11 protein-coding genes are annotated in these 16,128 nt (G+C 66.1%); 9 read left to right on the plus strand and 2 right to left on the minus strand.

What is annotated here, in order from left to right; genetic code table 11:
- Positions 1-94 precede the first annotated feature (94 nt).
- Both JOD97_RS21475 and JOD97_RS21480 read left to right on the plus strand, forming a co-directional pair.
- A complete protein-coding gene (locus tag JOD97_RS21475; RefSeq protein ID WP_229264627.1) occupies positions 95-1,396 on the plus strand; it encodes a S8 family serine peptidase in 1,302 nt (433 codons plus the stop codon).
- A gap of 101 nt (positions 1,397-1,497) precedes the next feature.
- Positions 1,498-2,076 carry a hypothetical protein gene (locus tag JOD97_RS21480; protein WP_209723066.1) on the plus strand — a complete coding sequence of 193 codons (579 nt, stop codon included), beginning with the start codon at positions 1,498-1,500 and terminating at the stop codon, positions 2,074-2,076.
- A 140-nt stretch (positions 2,077-2,216) separates the two neighbouring features.
- On the opposite strand, the gene JOD97_RS21485 is transcribed toward JOD97_RS21480, so the two are convergent.
- Positions 2,217-3,230 carry a LacI family DNA-binding transcriptional regulator gene (locus JOD97_RS21485; RefSeq protein ID WP_209723069.1) on the minus strand — a complete coding sequence of 338 codons (1,014 nt, stop codon included), beginning with the start codon at positions 3,228-3,230 and terminating at the stop codon, positions 2,217-2,219.
- 270 nt (positions 3,231-3,500) lie between these two features.
- Between JOD97_RS21485 and JOD97_RS21490 the strand changes: the two genes are divergently transcribed.
- The 7 genes from JOD97_RS21490 (at position 3,501) to JOD97_RS21520 (ending at position 14,669) form a co-directional block, all read left to right on the plus strand.
- Positions 3,501-6,494, plus strand: a complete 2,994-nt coding sequence (locus tag JOD97_RS21490) for a TonB-dependent receptor (protein ID WP_209723072.1) — start codon at positions 3,501-3,503, stop codon at positions 6,492-6,494.
- 199 nt (positions 6,495-6,693) lie between these two features.
- A complete protein-coding gene (locus JOD97_RS21495) occupies positions 6,694-8,235 on the plus strand; it encodes a tryptophan halogenase family protein (RefSeq protein ID WP_229264628.1) in 1,542 nt (513 codons plus the stop codon).
- Between the two features lie 20 nt (positions 8,236-8,255).
- Positions 8,256-8,966: a SapC family protein gene (locus JOD97_RS21500; protein WP_209723074.1), complete on the plus strand. Its 711-nt coding sequence runs from the start codon at positions 8,256-8,258 to the stop codon at positions 8,964-8,966.
- Positions 8,959-9,975 carry a cupin-like domain-containing protein gene (locus JOD97_RS21505; RefSeq protein WP_209723077.1) on the plus strand — a complete coding sequence of 339 codons (1,017 nt, stop codon included), beginning with the start codon at positions 8,959-8,961 and terminating at the stop codon, positions 9,973-9,975. Before JOD97_RS21500 ends, JOD97_RS21505 begins: the two co-directional genes overlap by 8 nt.
- A 12-nt stretch (positions 9,976-9,987) precedes the next feature.
- Positions 9,988-11,526, plus strand: a complete 1,539-nt coding sequence (locus JOD97_RS21510) for a tryptophan halogenase family protein (protein ID WP_209723080.1) — start codon at positions 9,988-9,990, stop codon at positions 11,524-11,526.
- A gap of 184 nt (positions 11,527-11,710) precedes the next feature.
- Positions 11,711-12,007 (plus strand): PsiF family protein, encoded by a 297-nt coding sequence (locus JOD97_RS21515; RefSeq protein WP_209723084.1) that lies wholly within the window; start codon positions 11,711-11,713, stop codon positions 12,005-12,007.
- A 112-nt stretch (positions 12,008-12,119) separates the two neighbouring features.
- Positions 12,120-14,669 carry a chemotaxis protein CheW gene (locus JOD97_RS21520; RefSeq protein WP_209723087.1) on the plus strand — a complete coding sequence of 850 codons (2,550 nt, stop codon included), beginning with the start codon at positions 12,120-12,122 and terminating at the stop codon, positions 14,667-14,669.
- A 9-nt stretch (positions 14,670-14,678) separates the two neighbouring features.
- Here the strand turns inward: JOD97_RS21520 and JOD97_RS21525 are convergent, their stop codons facing one another.
- Positions 14,679-15,983 (minus strand): MFS transporter, encoded by a 1,305-nt coding sequence (locus tag JOD97_RS21525; protein WP_209723090.1) that lies wholly within the window; start codon positions 15,981-15,983, stop codon positions 14,679-14,681.
- Positions 15,984-16,128: the final 145 nt, after the last annotated feature.

Here is a 16,128-nt window from a genome sequence, read left to right on the forward strand (position 1 = left end):
GCGCTGGATTTTAATCCCTGCCCCGTTCGTTTATTCATCAGAAGCCCAATCCTTATACTATCATCCGTCCATCATGCTAAACAGACCGATACGATTGCTTGTCGCCGTGGGATGCGCGCTTGCCGCCGGCGCCGCCGACGCGCAACTGCGCCTGCCGCAGGTGCAACTGCCCCAATTGCAGCAAATCCCGCTGCAGGACGCCCTGAACGGCAATACGCTGCGCGAGCCGGGACGGCGCCTGCTCGAGCGCGCCGACAGCGTCGACCTGCGGGCGCTGCGCCTGAACCAGATCGGCGACCTGCTCAAGCGGCACCGCGACGCGCTGGAGGCCGATCCGCGCGGCGAGCCCGTGGTGCGCCACGAGCTCCTGGCCTGGTCGCCCGGCGCGGCCGGCCTCGCGGCGGCGCGGTCGGCCGGCCTGACGGTCGTTGGCGACGGCGGCGACGACGGCGTGACCGTGCTGCGCGTGCCCGACGGCGCCGACACGGCCGCCATGCTCGAGCGCCTGCGCGCGGCCGATCCCGACGGCGTCTATGACTTCAACCACATTTATACAGGCAGCGCCAGCGCGCCCGAATATCCAACACCGGCCGGGCAATCCGGCGGACGCGGCGCGGCGCCGGCCGGGCGGCCGGGCGCGACCCGGATCGGCCTGGTCGACGGCGGCCCCGCGCGCGATCACGAGGTGTTCCGCGACGCCGCCATCGTCGCCTGGGGCTGCGACGGCGCCAGCCACCCGAACCCGCACGGCACGGCCGTGGCCGCGCTGATGGTGGGCCGCTCGCCGCGCTTCCAGGGCGTGGCGCCGGACGCCACGCTGTACGCGGCCGACATTTACTGCGACAGCCCCACCGGCGGCTCGGCGTCGCGCATCGCCGGCGCGCTGGGCTGGCTGGCCGGGGAGCGCGTCGCGGTGGTCAATATCAGCCTGGTCGGCCCGCCCAACCAAATCCTCGAACAAGTGGTCAAGCGCATGGTGCAGCGCGGCCATCTGCTGGTGGCGGCGGTCGGCAACGACGGCCCGGCCGCGCCGCCGCTGTACCCGGCCAGCTACCCGGGCGTGGTCGGCGTCAGCGGCGTCGACGCCAAGGGCCGGCCGCTGCCCGAAGCGGCGCGCGGGCCGCAGGTGATGTTCGCCGCGCCGGGCAGCCAAATGGCCAGCGCCGCCGTCGGCGCGCCGCCCTACCGTACCGTGCGCGGCACGTCGTTCGCGTCGCCGATCGTCGCGGCGCTGCTGGCCGGCGCGCTGGACCGGCCGGACCCGGAAGCGGCCAGGCGGGCGATCGCCACGGTGGCCAAGGGCGCGTCCGGCGTTGCCGCCGGCACCGTCAGCAACGAGACCGGATACGGCGTGCTCGGCGCGGCGTTCCGCGTCGATCCGTCGGCGTTCCGATAATTTTTAAAAATATTTTCATCGCGATGGATTAAACGGCCGAGCCCGGACGTTTTCCTTATGAAAGCTGCGGATAGTCCGTGGCGCCAACAAGGAGAATCGTCATGAAAAACGTCACCATCGCAAAACAACTGATCATCGCCCTGTCCATCGGGGTCGCCTGCTCGGCGCACGCGCAACTGCTCGGTCGCGGCGGCGTCGGCGGCATGGTCGGCGGCGCCGGCAGCATCGGCGGGCAAATGAGCGGCATGGGTTCCTTCACGCGCTCGGCCGCCGGCACGATCAATGCCGATCAGATGCGGCAGACGCGCGATGCCGCCGGTAGCGGCAGCAGCAGCGGCAATAGCGCCAAGCCTGTCAACAGCGCCAACGCCAGCAACGTGGCAAGCCAGGGCGGCGGCAAAGCCAGCGGCGGCGCGCAAGGCGCGATCGGTGCCGACAGCGGCGGCGGCATGATCGCCAGCAGCGCGGTACAAGGCGCACGCGGCGCGGCAAGCCCGCTGCGCGACGCCGTCGCCACGCAGGCCGACAATACCCGCGGCTACGCGCAATCGAGCGCGGCGAACGCTGCGGGCGCCGCCAACGCCAGCCGGCAGGCGGCGGACGGCGCCGGGGCGATGACGGTCAAGCCGTCGCTGAATGTCAGCGGCTCCGCGAGCGGCGACGCATCGTCGACGAACTAGGCTCCGCCACGGATCCACGTAGGGCGGATTAGCGTAGCGTAATCCGCCATGCATGCGCCGTCGGCGGCTCAAAGATGGCGGATTACGGCGTTCCGCCTAATCCGCCCTACGTGTCTCCAGATTATGGCGGGATTTTTCGGTCATGGCTTGCCCGCCTTCGCCAGCGAGGCGCGCACGGTCATCGTGACCGGATAGCGGCGCGTCACCGGACGCCGCAAGTCGTAGCAACCGTTCAACAACGCGTTCAGTCCGTTCTGCGTCATCTCGCGCCACGGCATGTGCACCGTCGTCAGACGCGGCGCCGAGAATTCGGCGCTCGGCGTGTCGTCATAACCGATCACCGACAGTTCGCTCGGCACATGTATCCCGGCCTCCTGGAAGTACGACAGCGCGCCGACCGCCATCTCGTCATTGGCGCAGAACAGCGCGCTGCAGCCGTAACCCGACTCCACCAGTTCCCTGGCCGCCGACCACCCGCCGGCCGGCGAAAAATCGCGCTCGACCAGCCAGACCTGGCTGGTGTCGATGCCGCTGGCCGCCAGCTCGTGCATGAAACTGTCGATCCGCACCACGTTGTCCGGCAGGCTGGCCGGCCCGGAGACCACGGCGATCCGCCGATGGCCGTGATCGAGCAGCGCCCGCGCCGCCAGCCTGCCGCCCAGCTGATGATCGATGGTGAAACACTGGCCCGCCATGCTGTCGACATGGTGGTTCAGCAGCACCACCCGCTCCTGCTTGGCGCCCAGCGCGGCGATGTCCTCCTCCAGCAGCACATTGGTCATCAGGATCAGTCCGTCGCAGCCGCGCTCGATGAGGAACTCGATGCCCTCGATCGCCTGCTGGCGCGCGCCGCCCAGCCCGACGCCGAACGCCACCACCATGTGCAGGCCGGCCGTGCGCAGCTCGGTGTCGATGATTTGCAGGATGGGCGTGTAGAACGTACCGCTGAGCACGGGAATGTAGACGCCGATCATGCGGCTGCTGCCCGACAGCAGCGAACGCGCCGCGTGCGACGGCCTGAAGCCCAGCTCGTCGATCGCCGCGCGCACCTTGGCCACGGTCGCCGGCGACACCGATCCCTTGCCGCTGACCACCCTGGACGCGGTTCCCAATCCCACGCCGGCGAGCCGGGCTACGTCTTTGATGGTGGCCACGGGCGCGTCACTTTTGCTTTTTTACGAAGGTCATGATGCGGATTCTCATCCCGAGTGTCTCATTTTGGAAACGTTCCCATATGGTGCACGCCTTGATTTCCCCTGTCAACGAAAACCTCGGCGCGTTTCCGGGCGATTGCAAATTGACTTTAAAAAAAGAACGGTGCTATATTTGCCAACACCAAATGGAAACCTTTCCAAGCATTGGCCGGAAGGGTTGCCAAGCGAGGCGGCGGCACCACAGCGGTTTATAAAAACACAGGAGACAACATGCACTATCCAAAGGCACGACAGAAATTAATCAGCCTGGCCGTGGCCAGCGCCTGCGCGGCGGTGGCCCTGCCGGCGGCGGCGCAGCAGCAGGCGCCGGTCCAGATGGCCGGCGAGGCGCCGGTGGTTCAAAGCGTGGTGGTGACGGGTCTGCGCCAGAGCCTGGTCTCATCGATGAACCTGAAGCGCAATTCCGACGGCGTGGTCGACGGCATCGTCGCCGAGGACATCGGCAAGTTCCCCGACACCAACCTGGCCGAATCGCTGCAGCGCATCTCCGGCGTGTCGATCGACCGCTCGATCGGCGAGGGCTCGAAGATCACCGTGCGCGGCGTCGGCCCCGACTTCAACATGGTGCTGCTCAACGGCCGCCAGATGCCGACCTCCAACCTGGGCGACCTCAACGGGCGCGCGTTCGACTTCGCCAACCTGGCGTCGGAGGCGATCTCGCAGCTGCAGGTGTATAAGACCAGCCGCGCCGACACGCCCACCGGCGGCATCGGCGCCACCGTCAATGTGATGACGGCGCGCCCGTTCGACCGGCCGGGCCTGCACGCCAGCTTTGGCGCCAAGGGCGTCTACGACACCTCGAACAACAACCTGCCGGGCGACGTCAAGGCCAGCAACTCGGCCACGCCGGAACTGTCCGGCCTGTACAGCAACACCTTCGCCGACGGCAAGTTCGGCATCGCGCTGACCGGCAGCTACCAGGAACGCAACCTCGGCTACAACACCGCCGCCGTCTCCAGCGGCTGGCACGGCCCGGTGCGCGGCGACGACAACAGCTGGGGCGCCATCCCGCTGCCGGGCGCCAAGTATTCCGAAGACATCATCAACCGCCCCGGCCCCAACGACGTCTACATGGTGCCGCAGAACCTGAACTACAACTTCAACGGCGTCAAGCGCCAGCGCACCAACGGCCAGTTGACCTTGCAGTTCAAGCCGGTCAAGGAACTGGTCACCACACTCGACTACACCTACTCGGAAAACAAGATCCAAACCAAGCGCAACGACATCAGCGCCTGGTTCAACTTCGGCCAGTCGGCCAGCTCGTGGACCAAGGGTCCGGTGTCGAGCCCGCTGAGCTACACCGAGATCATTCCGCGCAACGCCAACGATCCGTCGATCGGCACCTCGGACGTGGCCATGGGCGGCGCCGACTTCGCCACCAAGACGCAAAACAAATCGCTCGGCTTCAACGCCGTGTGGAAACCGACCAACGACCTGCGCCTCGAGCTCGACACGCACCGCTCGTCGGCCACGTCGGGCGCGGACAGCCCCTTCGGCTCGAGCAACACGCTCGGCACCGCCAGCTTCAGCCGCGGCAACACCACGGCCGACTTCAGCAAGGACTTCCCGGTGCTGAGCATGCAGGGCGTGGACTTCAGCAAGGCCGGCCAGCAGGTGACCGGCTCGGTGTTCACCAACTCCTACATGCGTGGCGAGGTCGACCAGACCCAGGTCAAGGGCGCCTGGAAGGTGCTGGAATCGTCCGAACTGAAATTCGGCGCCGGCGCCACCAAGGTCGACAACCGCTCGGCGTTCTCCAACAACCAGCGCGACACCTGGGGCGGCGCCACCAAGGCGGCCGACTACCCGAGCAACGTCTGGCATCCGGACACGATCCGCCAGTACTTCGACCAGATCGACGGCAGCGGCAACCCGGCGCTGTTCAACCAGTTCAACACCTTCAACTTCGCCCAGGTGCGCCAGTTGGCGGCCACCGCCTCCGGCCTGCCGGCGCTGTACCTGCCGAAGACCACCTTCGACAACGACTCGCGCGTGCAAGAAAAATCGAAGTCGGCTTATCTGCAATTCAACACCGACTGGGACACGCCGATGCCGATCCGCACCGCGCTCGGCGTGCGCTACGAAAAGACCGACGTCGTCTCGACCGCGCTGGTGCCGGCCGCCACCGGCATCAGCTGGGTGTCGCAGAACGAGCTGCCGGTCTCCTTCGGCGCCCCGACCTTCACCACCTTGACCGGCAAATACCACAACCTGCTGCCCAGCCTGGACTCCGACATCGAGCTGACGCCGAACCAGAAGCTGCGCTTGAGCTACGGTCAAAGCATCGGCCGGCCGCGCTACGACCAGATCCAGGGCGGCACCACGTTGAGCGCCTTGGCGCGGGTCGACGGCGGCAGCGGTTCGCAGGGCAATCCGGCGCTCAAGCCGGTCAAGTCGAAGAACCTGGACTTGTCCTACGAGTGGTACTACGGCCAGCAGAACTTCTTCTCGCTGGGTTACTTCCGCAAGGATCTGACCAACTACGCCGGACAGTCGACCTTCAACGCCACGCCGTTCAACCTGCACACGCCGGTCGGCGGCGCGCTGTGGAACGAGGCGCTGGCCAACGGTTGCGCCGGCGCCGACACCACCTGCATCCGCAACTACATCTTCCGCAACCACCCGACCGCGCCGGGCGTGACGCGCGGCCCGGACGACAACGGCACCGGCAACGCCACTGGCACCATCGTCGGCCAGCCGAACGACCCGATCGCCAACTTCAAGATCAACTCGTTCGCCAACCAGAAAAAGGCCAGCCTGGACGGCATCGAGGTGAACCTGCAGCACATGTTCGGCAGCAGCGGCTTCGGGATTTCGACCAACTACACGTATGTGAACTCCGGCCTGAAATACGACAACGCCAAAATGGGCGAGCAGTTCGCGCTGGTCGGGCTGAGCAACTCGTCCAACGTCGTCGGCATCTTTGAAAACGACAAGTGGACCGCGCGCCTGGCCTACAACTGGCGCGGCGAGTTCCTGTCGTCGACGTTCGATTCCTACGGTCCGAACCCGCAGTACACCGAGGCGTACGGCCAGATCGACTTGAGCGTCGGCTACAACGTCAACCAGAACCTGAGCCTGCAGTTCGAGGTGATCAACGCCGGCAACTCGATCCAGCGCGTGCACGGGCGCACGCAACAGGCGGTGGAGTCGGTCACCCAGGCCGGTCCGCGCTACATGCTGGGGGCGCGCTACAAGTTCTAAGGACCACGCGTATTGAACCCCAGCAAGCCTAAGCGATACGCCAGCGCCGCCGCTCAGGGGTCGTACCCGGTTGGGAACGACCCCGCCTGGCAGTGCGGGTTTGCATCTAATGTAGTGTAATTACAACCGTGGAAGAAAAAGGCCGCTGCCAGTCAGCGGCCTTGTCGGTTATACTTTCCGCAATAATCTGGGACATCGAATGGCCAATGAGCTGATCCGACGGATAGTGATAGTGGGCGGCGGCTCGGCCGGCTGGCTGACCGCCGGCCTGATCGCGGCCGAGCACCGCGCGGCCTCGCCGGAAGGGCTGCGGGTCACCTTGGTCGAGTCGCCCGACGTCGCCCCGATCGGCGTCGGCGAAGGCACCTGGCCGAGCATGCGCGATACCCTGCGCCGAATCGGCGTGTCCGAATCCGATTTCTTCCGCGAATGCGACGCCTCGTTCAAGCAGGGCTCGCGCTTCAACGGCTGGCGCACCGGCGCCGCCGACGACTATTACTTCCATCCGTTCGTGTTGCCGCAAGGCTACGGCGAAGCGAACATGCCGGAACACTGGCTGGCGCGCCACGCCGACGTGCCGTTCGCCGACATGGTCAGCTACCAGCCTCATCTGTGCGCGCGGGGCAAGGCGCCCAAGCAGGCCGCCACGCCGGAATTCGCGGCGGTGGCCAACTACGGCTACCACCTCGACGCCGGCAAGTTCGGCCAGTTCCTGCGCAAGCATTGCCTCGAGAACCTGGGCGTGCAGTACGTGCCGGACCACGTGACCGGCATCGACTCGGCCGCCAACGGCGACATCGCCGCGCTGCGCACGCAACGCCACGGCGCGCTCGAAGGCGACCTGTTCATCGACTGCACCGGCATGCAATCGCTGCTGCTGGGCAAGCACTACGACATCGATTTCCTGTCGCAAAAGCACGTGCTGTACAACGACTCGGCGCTGGCGGTGCAGATCCCCTACCCCGACGCCAACCATCCGATCGCCTCGCAGACCACCTCGACCGCGCAAAGCGCCGGCTGGATCTGGGACATCGGCCTGCCGGGCCGGCGCGGCGTCGGCCACGTGTATTCCAGCGCGCACATCGGCGACGACCAGGCCGAGGCGGAACTGCGCGCCTACATCGCCGCCACCGGCGGCCCGGCGGACATCCCGGCGCCGCGCAAGCTGAGCTTTGATCCCGGCTACCGCGCCAAGTTCTGGCATCGCAACTGCGTCGCCATCGGGCTGTCGGCCGGCTTCATCGAACCGCTGGAGGCGTCCGCGCTGGCGCTGGTGGAAATGTCAGCCGGCATGCTCAGCGACGACATGCCGGCCACGCGCGCGGCGATGGACATCGTCGCCAGGCGGTTTAACGAGCACTTCACCTACCGTTGGGAGCGGGTGATCGATTTCCTGAAACTCCACTACGTGCTGAGCCGGCGCCGCGACAGCGCCTACTGGCGCGACAACACTGCCGCCGTTCCCGAGCGGCTGGGCGAGCTGCTGACGTTGTGGCGCCACCGGGCGCCGTCGCGCAGCGACTTCAACCGCATCGAGGAAGTGTTCCCGTCGGCCAGCTACCAGTACGTGCTGTACGGCATGGGCCACACCACCGAATTCACCAAGCAGCACCCGCACGAAGCGGCGATGGCCGACGGCTATTTCCGTGAAGCGGCCGCGCTGACCCAGAAGATGCTGGGCGCGCTGCCGGCCAACCGCGAGCTGATCGAGCACATCAAGCGCCACGGCTTGCGGCCATAACGATAAACAAGAGACAAACCATGCCTAAACCAGTATTACTCAACAACGTAGACCACAAGAACCTGCGCGTGATCACCCGGCGCGGCGCGCGCTTCGGCGACGCGCAGATGGCGGTGCCGACCTTTCCGGACGAATTCCGCAATATCCAGGCCTGCTACCCGATCGTCTTCGGCCTGAGCGCCAACGGCCAGGACTTCGAGCCGCTCGCGCTGCTTGGTTTTCAACAGGATGAAAACCTTTTCCTGGACGGCGAGCGCTGGGACGCGATGTACATCCCGATGATGCTCGAGCGCCAGCCCTTCCTGATCGGCCTGGGCGGCCCGGACGGCCAGGAGCTGACGGTGCACATCGATATCGAGAACCCGCGCGTCAGCGACAGCGAGGGCGAGGAAGTATTCAAGCCGCACGGCGGCATCACCGACTTCCTCGAGCAGCGCAACTCGCTGCTGGCGGCGATCCACCACGGCATGCAGGACATGCCGGCCTTCGTGGCCGCGCTGCGCGAGCACGAACTGCTGGAAAGCTTCGTGCTCGACGTCGGCCTGGACGACGGCTCGCAAAACCGCCTGGCCGGTTTTTACACCATCAACGAAGACCGCCTGGCCGCGCTGGGCGGCGACGCCATCGCCAAACTGCACGCGGCCGGCCACCTGCACGCGATCTACATGGTGATCGCGTCGCTGTCGAACTTCCGCGCGCTGATCGACCGCAAGAACGCGCGCCATGCCTAAGGCCATCCGCGAGATCGCCGGCATCGGCCCGCACGGGCTGACCGACGAGATCCTGTGCGCCACCGGGCCGATCGTGCTGCGCGGCCTGGCCGCCGGCTGGCCGATGGTACGGGCCGCGCGCTCCTCCGACGACGAGGGCGACGCCTACCTGCGCCGGTTTTATGGCGACGCCACGATCGGCGCGACGGTGGGCGCGATGCTGGGCCCACCCGAAGCCGAGGGCCGCTTCTTCTACAACGAGGACATGAGCGGCTTTAACTTCTACCCGGTGCACGCCAAGCTGACCGGGGTGCTCGATGAGATCCGGGCCAAGCGCGACATGGCCCGGCCGCCGACGGTGTACGTGGGATCGACCAGCGTCGACACCTGCCTGCCCGGCTTCCGCGAGCACAACGACCTCGATCTGGGCGGGCGCGACGCCCTGGCCAGCATCTGGATCGGCAACCGCACGCGCATCGCCGCCCACTACGACGTGCCGGACAACCTGGCGGTGGTGGCGGCGGGACACCGGCGCTTCATGCTGTTCCCGCCGGAGCAGCTGAAAAACCTGTATATCGGCCCGCTCGACTTCACGCCGGCCGGCCAGGCCATCAGCCTGGTGGACATGCTGAAACCGGACTTCGACAAATTCCCGCGCTACGCCGAAGCGCTGGAGCACGCGCAAAGCGCGGTGCTCGGCCCGGGCGACGCCCTCTTCATCCCCAGCATGTGGTGGCACCATATCGAAGCGCTGGACGCCTTCAATGTGCTGGTCAACTACTGGTGGCAGCGCACGCCGGAATTCATGGACACGCCGACCAACGCGTTGATGACGGCCTTCCTGACGATGCGCGGGCTGCCGGCGGAGCAGCGCAAGGCGTGGCAGGAAGTCTTCCGCCACTACATATTCGAAGCCGACGACGAAACGGCGCAACACATACCGGAAGCGGCGCGCCACGTACTGGCGCCGCTGACGGCCGACGGCGCGCGCGCACTGCGCGCCCAGATACTAAAAAAGCTGAACCGCTAAGGAGACCGGCAAATGCAAGACCAGAACAAAAATCCAAACAAACGACCACCGGTGCGGCGCGTCGTCATCTGCGGCGGCGGCACCGCCGGCTGGATGGTCGCCGCCGGCATCGCCAAGGTGCTGGGCAAGCGGCTCGACATCAAACTGATCGAGTCCGACGAAATCGGCACGGTGGGCGTCGGCGAAGCGACCATCCCGACCCTGATGAACTTCCACAATCTGCTCGAGATCAACGAGCAGGAATTCATGGCCGAGACGCAGGCCACCTTCAAGCTGGGGATCTCGTTCGAGGAATGGCGCAACGTCAAAGAGAACTACATCCACTCCTTCGGCTTCACCGGCACCGATCACTGGACGGCCGGCTTCCAGCACTTCTGGCACAAGGGCGTCGAGCGCGGACTGGCCGGCGACTACGGCGACTACTGCCTGGAGTTGAAAGCCTCGCTCGAGCACCGCTTCGCGCACCTGCCCAACAACGGCATGAACTACGCCTACCACCTGGACGCGAGCCGCTACGCCAAATACCTGCGCCGCCTGAGTGAACCGCGCGGCGTGCAGCGCATCGAGGGCAAGATCGTCCGCTACACCAAACATGAGGAAGGCAACATGCGCGGCGACGTGCGCTCGATCGTGCTCGAATCGGGGCAGGAAATCGAGGGAGACCTGTTCATCGACTGCACCGGCTTCCGCGGGCTGCTGATCGGCGACGCGATGGAGGAAACGATGGAGGACTGGTCGCAATGGCTGTTCTGCGACCGCGCCATCGCCGTGCAGACCGAAGCGGTGGCCGACGCCGTCCCGCTGACGCGCTCCATGGCGCACCAGGCGGGCTGGCAATGGCGCATCCCGCTGCAGCACCGGGTCGGCAACGGCATCGTCTATTCGAGCCGCTATCTGGACGACGACACCGCGCAAAAGCAGCTGCTGCGCAACGTCGAAGGCCGCACCTTGATCACACCGCGCGTGATCAAATTCAAACCGTGCCAGCGCCGGCAAACCTGGAAGGGCAACGTGGTCGCCATCGGCCTGTCGAGCGGCTTCCTGGAGCCGATCGAATCGACCAGCATCCACCTGATCCAGCGCAGCGTGGTGCGGCTGATGCAGATGTTCCCGACGACGGGCGGCATCAGCCAGTCCGACATCGACGAATACAACGCGCAATGCAACAGCGAGATCAATCACATACGCGACTTCATCATCCTGCACTACCACGTCAACAACCGCACCGACTCGCAGTTCTGGATCGACTGCCGCGAGATGAGCATCCCCGCCTCGCTGCAACACCGCATCGACCTGTTCCGCGAAACGGGCCGCGTATTCCGCGTCCCCAACGAACTATTCGCGGAAAACTCGTGGATCCAGGTGATGCTAGGCCAGGGCATCATGCCGGCGTCGCACCACCAGGCGGCGGACCTGATGGGCGACGAAGAGCTCAAGCACTTCCTCGGCAACATCAAGGCCAGCGTCGACCGCACGGTGGTGCAGTTGCCGACGCACGAAGCGTACGTGCGGCGCTACTGCGGCCGGCCGGAATCGGTCAAAGCCGCGTAACAAACTCCGGGGTCAGGTCCACCATTTCTACACGAGCTCGGCCCTACGGCGCTTTACAGCTTAGACCGTGTAGAAATGGTGGACCTGACCCCGGATTGAGAAACTATCCTGGCGGCAGCAACTTCAGTTATAGTCGTCGTGTGGCCATTGGCCCAACCGAATTTCGACCGCAGAGGAAATTATGATGAAAAAACTGTTCGTTGCCAGCCTGATCCTGTCGCTGAGCGGCGCCGTGTTCGCCGCCGAACCGACCGCACAGCAAAGCAAGATGAAAACCTGTAACGCCGATGCGACCGGCAAAAAAGGCGATGAGCGCAAAGCTTTCATGAAAGAATGCCTGAGCGCGAAGCCCGCCGCCCCTGCCGCGGCGGAGCCAAAGCTGACCCAGCAAGACAAGATGAAAAAATGTAACGCCGACGCCACCGGCAAAAAAGGCGACGAGCGCAAGGCATTCATGAAAACATGCCTGAGCAATAAGTAACAGCAGCCCGATCGACGCCATCCCCGCCGGATGGCGTTTTTTTTCGCCCGACTCTTGCCAATCCGGCATAAAAATTGCTTTGGAAATACATTTTTGTGCCGAATCCCAGGATATGAAAACGCCACAGGCCGCCAACGCCGACACCTTTTTGCCCTACATGCCGGACGTCGCGCGCTGCGAGCTGTCGCTGCGCGAACTCAATCAAATGTGGCAGCTGATCGAGTCGTCTGCCAAGATGAACTGCCCTGCCGAGGCGCGCCTGCTGCTGCCGGCGATGGTGGCCACCCGCACCGGTTTCGCCCAGCTTGAACGCGCGCTGATCGCCAATCTGGTGCAGGAAAAGGTGCGCCACGTGCTGGCCGACCTGGGCACCCAGGCGCGCTACGCCATCGATATCCTGGTCCGCAACCTGTTCGAGCGCACCGCCGATGTCGGCTTCCTGGCCACCGACGTCGATCTGTGCCGCTTCGTCGCCGGCCTCGATGCCGGCGATGGCGCGCTGCAGGCGGCGCGCCGGCGCCTGTCCGACTACCGCGACAAATACACCGTCTACGACGAGATCCTGCTGCTGGACCTGGACGGGCGCGTGCTGGTGCAGGCCGATCCCGCCACGCCGGTGGCCCACAGCCGCGATCCGCTGCTGGCCGAGACGCTGGCCGCCTCCGGGTATGTCGAGACCTTCCGCGCCACCGACCTGCGGCCCGGCAAACCGCGCGCGCTGGTCTACTCGCACCGCATGCGGCACCCCGACAGCGGCGAGCCGGCCGGCGTGCTATGCCTGTGCTTCAATTTCGAGCAGGAGATGGATGCCATCTTCGCCTCCTACCGCGATCCGTCGCACCGCGCCAACATGCTGCTGCTCGATGCCCAGGACCGCGTCATCAGCAGCGCCGATCCGCTGTGGATACCGGCCGGCGTCAAGGTGCCGACCAACGTCGACGGCCTGCCGCAGCTGCTGATGTTCGGCGGCCGCGAATACCTGGTGCGCACCTTCCGCTCCGACGGCTACCAGGGCTATCCCGGCCCGCCCGGCTGGAAGGGGCAGTTGATGATGCCGATCGACCTGGCTTTCCGCAGCAGCGGCGCCGACGCGCTGGGCGGCGCCGATCCGCGCTTGATCGAGGGCCTGCTGTCGCACGCCCAGGCGTTCAGCCCCACCCTGCATGAGCTGATGGACGCGGTCACGCGCACCACCCGCACCATCGAACGCATCGTCTGGAACGGCAAGGTCACCAGCGCCGCCAACGACCAGGCGGACGGCCATGCGCACCACGGCGGCAACGTCAACAAGCTCAATACGGTGCTCGACCAGATCACCGAGACCGGCGCGCGCAGCGACGACATCTTCTCCCGCTCGATCCAGGACCTGTACCAGACGGTGCTCGCCGCCAGCATCAGCGAGGCCGAACTGACCTCGCAGCTGCTGGTCGATATGCTGGACCGTAACCTGTACGAACGCGCCAACGATTGCCGCTGGTGGGCGCTGACGGCGCAACTGCGGCATGGCCTGGCCCATCCCTCGCCCGCGCAGACCGCCGCGATGGCCGAAGTCCTCGCCTACATCAACAGTCTTTACACGGTGTACGCCCGCCTGTTCGTCTACGATCGCGGTGGACGCGTCGTCGCCAGCACCGGCGATGACGTCGGCGTCGGCGCCCAGATCGACGGCGCCACGCTGGGCCGCGTTTGCGCGCTGCGCGGCGAACTGGATCACTATCCCGAACCGTTCGCGCCATCGGCCTTGTACGGCGGCGAGCCGACCTTCATCTATCACGCGGCGATCCGCCATCCGGAACAGGCGTCCACCGTGGTCGGCGGCATCGGCATCGTGTTCGATTCGCGGCCGGAACTGCTCAACATGCTGCACAGCGGCGTGGCGGGACGGCGCAACATGCAGGCGTTTTTCATCACGCCGGAGCGCCGCATCCTGTCGTCCACCGATCCGGCCTACGCGCCCGGCGATACGCTGGAACTGGACGCCGGCCTGCTGGCGGCGGCCGACAGCGCGCAAGGCGCCAGCGTCTCGCGCATCATGGCGCACGGCGGCCAGTATGTGATCGCGGCGTGCACGCGCGCATCCGGGTATCGCGAGTTCCGCGCGGGGACGAATGTCGATATCGAACAGCCGGTGCTGTCGGTGCTGATCGAGTCGTTCGGCCACGTGCGCGACAACTCGGCGCTGGCCGCGCCGCCGGCGCGGATCGAGCGCCACAGCGACACCGGTCCGGATTTCGCCATCTTCCACGCCGGCCGCGCCTTGATGGCGCTGAGGGCGGCGTGCATCCAGGAGGCGGTGCCGTTCGCCAAGGTGCAAAAGGCGGCCGGCAACAACCCGGCGCGCCTCGGCATGCTGGACGTGCCGCTGGCGGGCGGTAAAAAGCATTTTGTGTGGGTGTTCGATCTGGCGCTGCTGGCGACCGGCAAACCCGGCGTGGTCACCGACAACAGCCAGGTGATGCTGGTGCGCCTGGGCGACAGCACCATCGGCCTGCTGGTCGACGATCTGCATTCGGTGCAGCGGTTCGACGCCGCCGACATGACCGAATCGCCGTTGGGATCAGGCGATTCGGCGCTGGCGCCGCGCCTGATCAAGGCCAATCACGGCAACCTGCTGATACAGGAAATCGATATCGAACGCCTGTTCGCGCGCCTGCGCGCCTGACCCAGCGGCTTACGCGGCGAGGCGCGCGCTCGATTTTTCCTGCCCCTGCAGGCGCTGGCGGCGATACAGGACCAGGGTGGCGCACAGGCCGCAGGCGGCGGCGAACGTCATCCACCAGCCAGGCGCGCTCTTGTCGCCGGTGTATTCGATCAGGCCCGTGGCGATCGCCGGCGTGAAGCCGCCGAAGACCGCCGTCGCCAGGCTGTAAGCCAGCGAGAAGCCGACCGTGCGCACTTCGACCGGCATCACCTCGGTCAGCGCCACCACCATGGCGCCGTTGTAGCTGGCGTACAGGAACGACAGCCACAGTTCCACCTCCAGCATGTGGGAGAAACTTGGCGCGTGCACCAGCCAATGCAGCGCCGGATACGCCGTCAGGATCGCCAGCAGCGAAAAGCACAGCAGCAGCGGGCGGCGGCCCACGCGGTCGGACAACGCGCCCATCACCGGCAGCCAGATGAAGTTGGAGACGCCGACGCACAAGGTGACGATCAGCGCGGCGCTGGTGGTCAGGTGCAGCACGCTCTTGCCGAAGGTGGGGGTGTAGACGGTGATCAGGTAGAACGACACCGTGGTCATCGCGACGAGCATCATGCCGGAGATGACCAGCGCCCAGTTGCTGACCATCGAGCGGAAGATCTCCCCGACCTCGGGGCGGTGTTTGCGGGCTTTGAATTCCTCGGTCTCCTGCAGCGAGCGGCGGATCACGAACAGCACCGGCACGATCATGCAGCCGACGAAGAACGGAATGCGCCAGCCCCAGTCGCCCACCTGCGCGGGCGTCAGCCACCGGTTCAAGCCGTAGCCCAGCGCGGCGGCGGCCACCACGGCCACCTGCTGGCTGGCCGACTGCCAGCTGACGTAGAAGCCCTTGCGGCCCGGCGTGGCCATCTCGGCCAGGTAGACCGACACGCCGCCCAGCTCCACGCCGGCCGAGAAGCCCTGCAGCAGGCGCCCGGTGAGCACCAGCAGCGGCGCCATGTAGCCGATGGTGGCGTAGCCGGGCACGCAGGCGATCAGCAGCGTTCCCATCGCCATCAGCGCCAGCGTGACGATCAAGCCCTTGCGGCGGCCGACGCGGTCGACGTAGGCGCCGAGGAAGATGGCGCCCAATGGCCGCATCAGGAAGCCGGCGCCGAAAGTCATGAAGGTCATCATCAGCGACGCCAGTTCGTCGCCGGCCGGGAAGAAGGCGTTGGCGATGGCGGTGGCGTAAAAGCCGAACAGGAAGAAGTCGAACATCTCCATGAAGTTGCCGCTGACGACGCGGAAAACGGTGCCGGGGCGGGATTGCGGTGTGGTGGTGGATGTCATGTGGTCCTCGATACGATGCGGTCTTCGCGATCATACGCGCTTTGTGCCCGACTTGCCCGGTGCCGCCGGGCTCGGCGCGCGGCGCCCGGGCGGCGGCGGCCACCCAAAAACGTAGCCACAACGCAACACATTTTCACTTTTTCGC

Source organism: Duganella sp. 1411, assembly GCF_017833525.1.
Lineage (GTDB): Bacteria > Pseudomonadota > Gammaproteobacteria > Burkholderiales > Burkholderiaceae_D > Rugamonas.

What these genes read in the sequence shown, in the direction of transcription:
- JOD97_RS21480 (WP_209723066.1), top strand. Translation starts at nt 1,498, where the DNA reads ATGAAAAACGTCACCATCGCAAAACAACTGATCATCGCCCTGTCCATC.
- JOD97_RS21490 (WP_209723072.1), top strand. Translation starts at nt 3,501, where the DNA reads ATGCACTATCCAAAGGCACGACAGAAATTAATCAGCCTGGCCGTGGCC.
- JOD97_RS21495 (WP_229264628.1), top strand. Translation starts at nt 6,694, where the DNA reads ATGGCCAATGAGCTGATCCGACGGATAGTGATAGTGGGCGGCGGCTCG.
- JOD97_RS21500 (WP_209723074.1), top strand. Translation starts at nt 8,256, where the DNA reads ATGCCTAAACCAGTATTACTCAACAACGTAGACCACAAGAACCTGCGC.
- JOD97_RS21505 (WP_209723077.1), top strand. Translation starts at nt 8,959, where the DNA reads ATGCCTAAGGCCATCCGCGAGATCGCCGGCATCGGCCCGCACGGGCTG.
- JOD97_RS21510 (WP_209723080.1), top strand. Translation starts at nt 9,988, where the DNA reads ATGCAAGACCAGAACAAAAATCCAAACAAACGACCACCGGTGCGGCGC.
- JOD97_RS21515 (WP_209723084.1), top strand. Translation starts at nt 11,711, where the DNA reads ATGAAAAAACTGTTCGTTGCCAGCCTGATCCTGTCGCTGAGCGGCGCC.
- JOD97_RS21520 (WP_209723087.1), top strand. Translation starts at nt 12,120, where the DNA reads ATGAAAACGCCACAGGCCGCCAACGCCGACACCTTTTTGCCCTACATG.
- JOD97_RS21525 (WP_209723090.1), bottom strand. Translation starts at nt 15,983, where the DNA reads ATGACATCCACCACCACACCGCAATCCCGCCCCGGCACCGTTTTCCGC.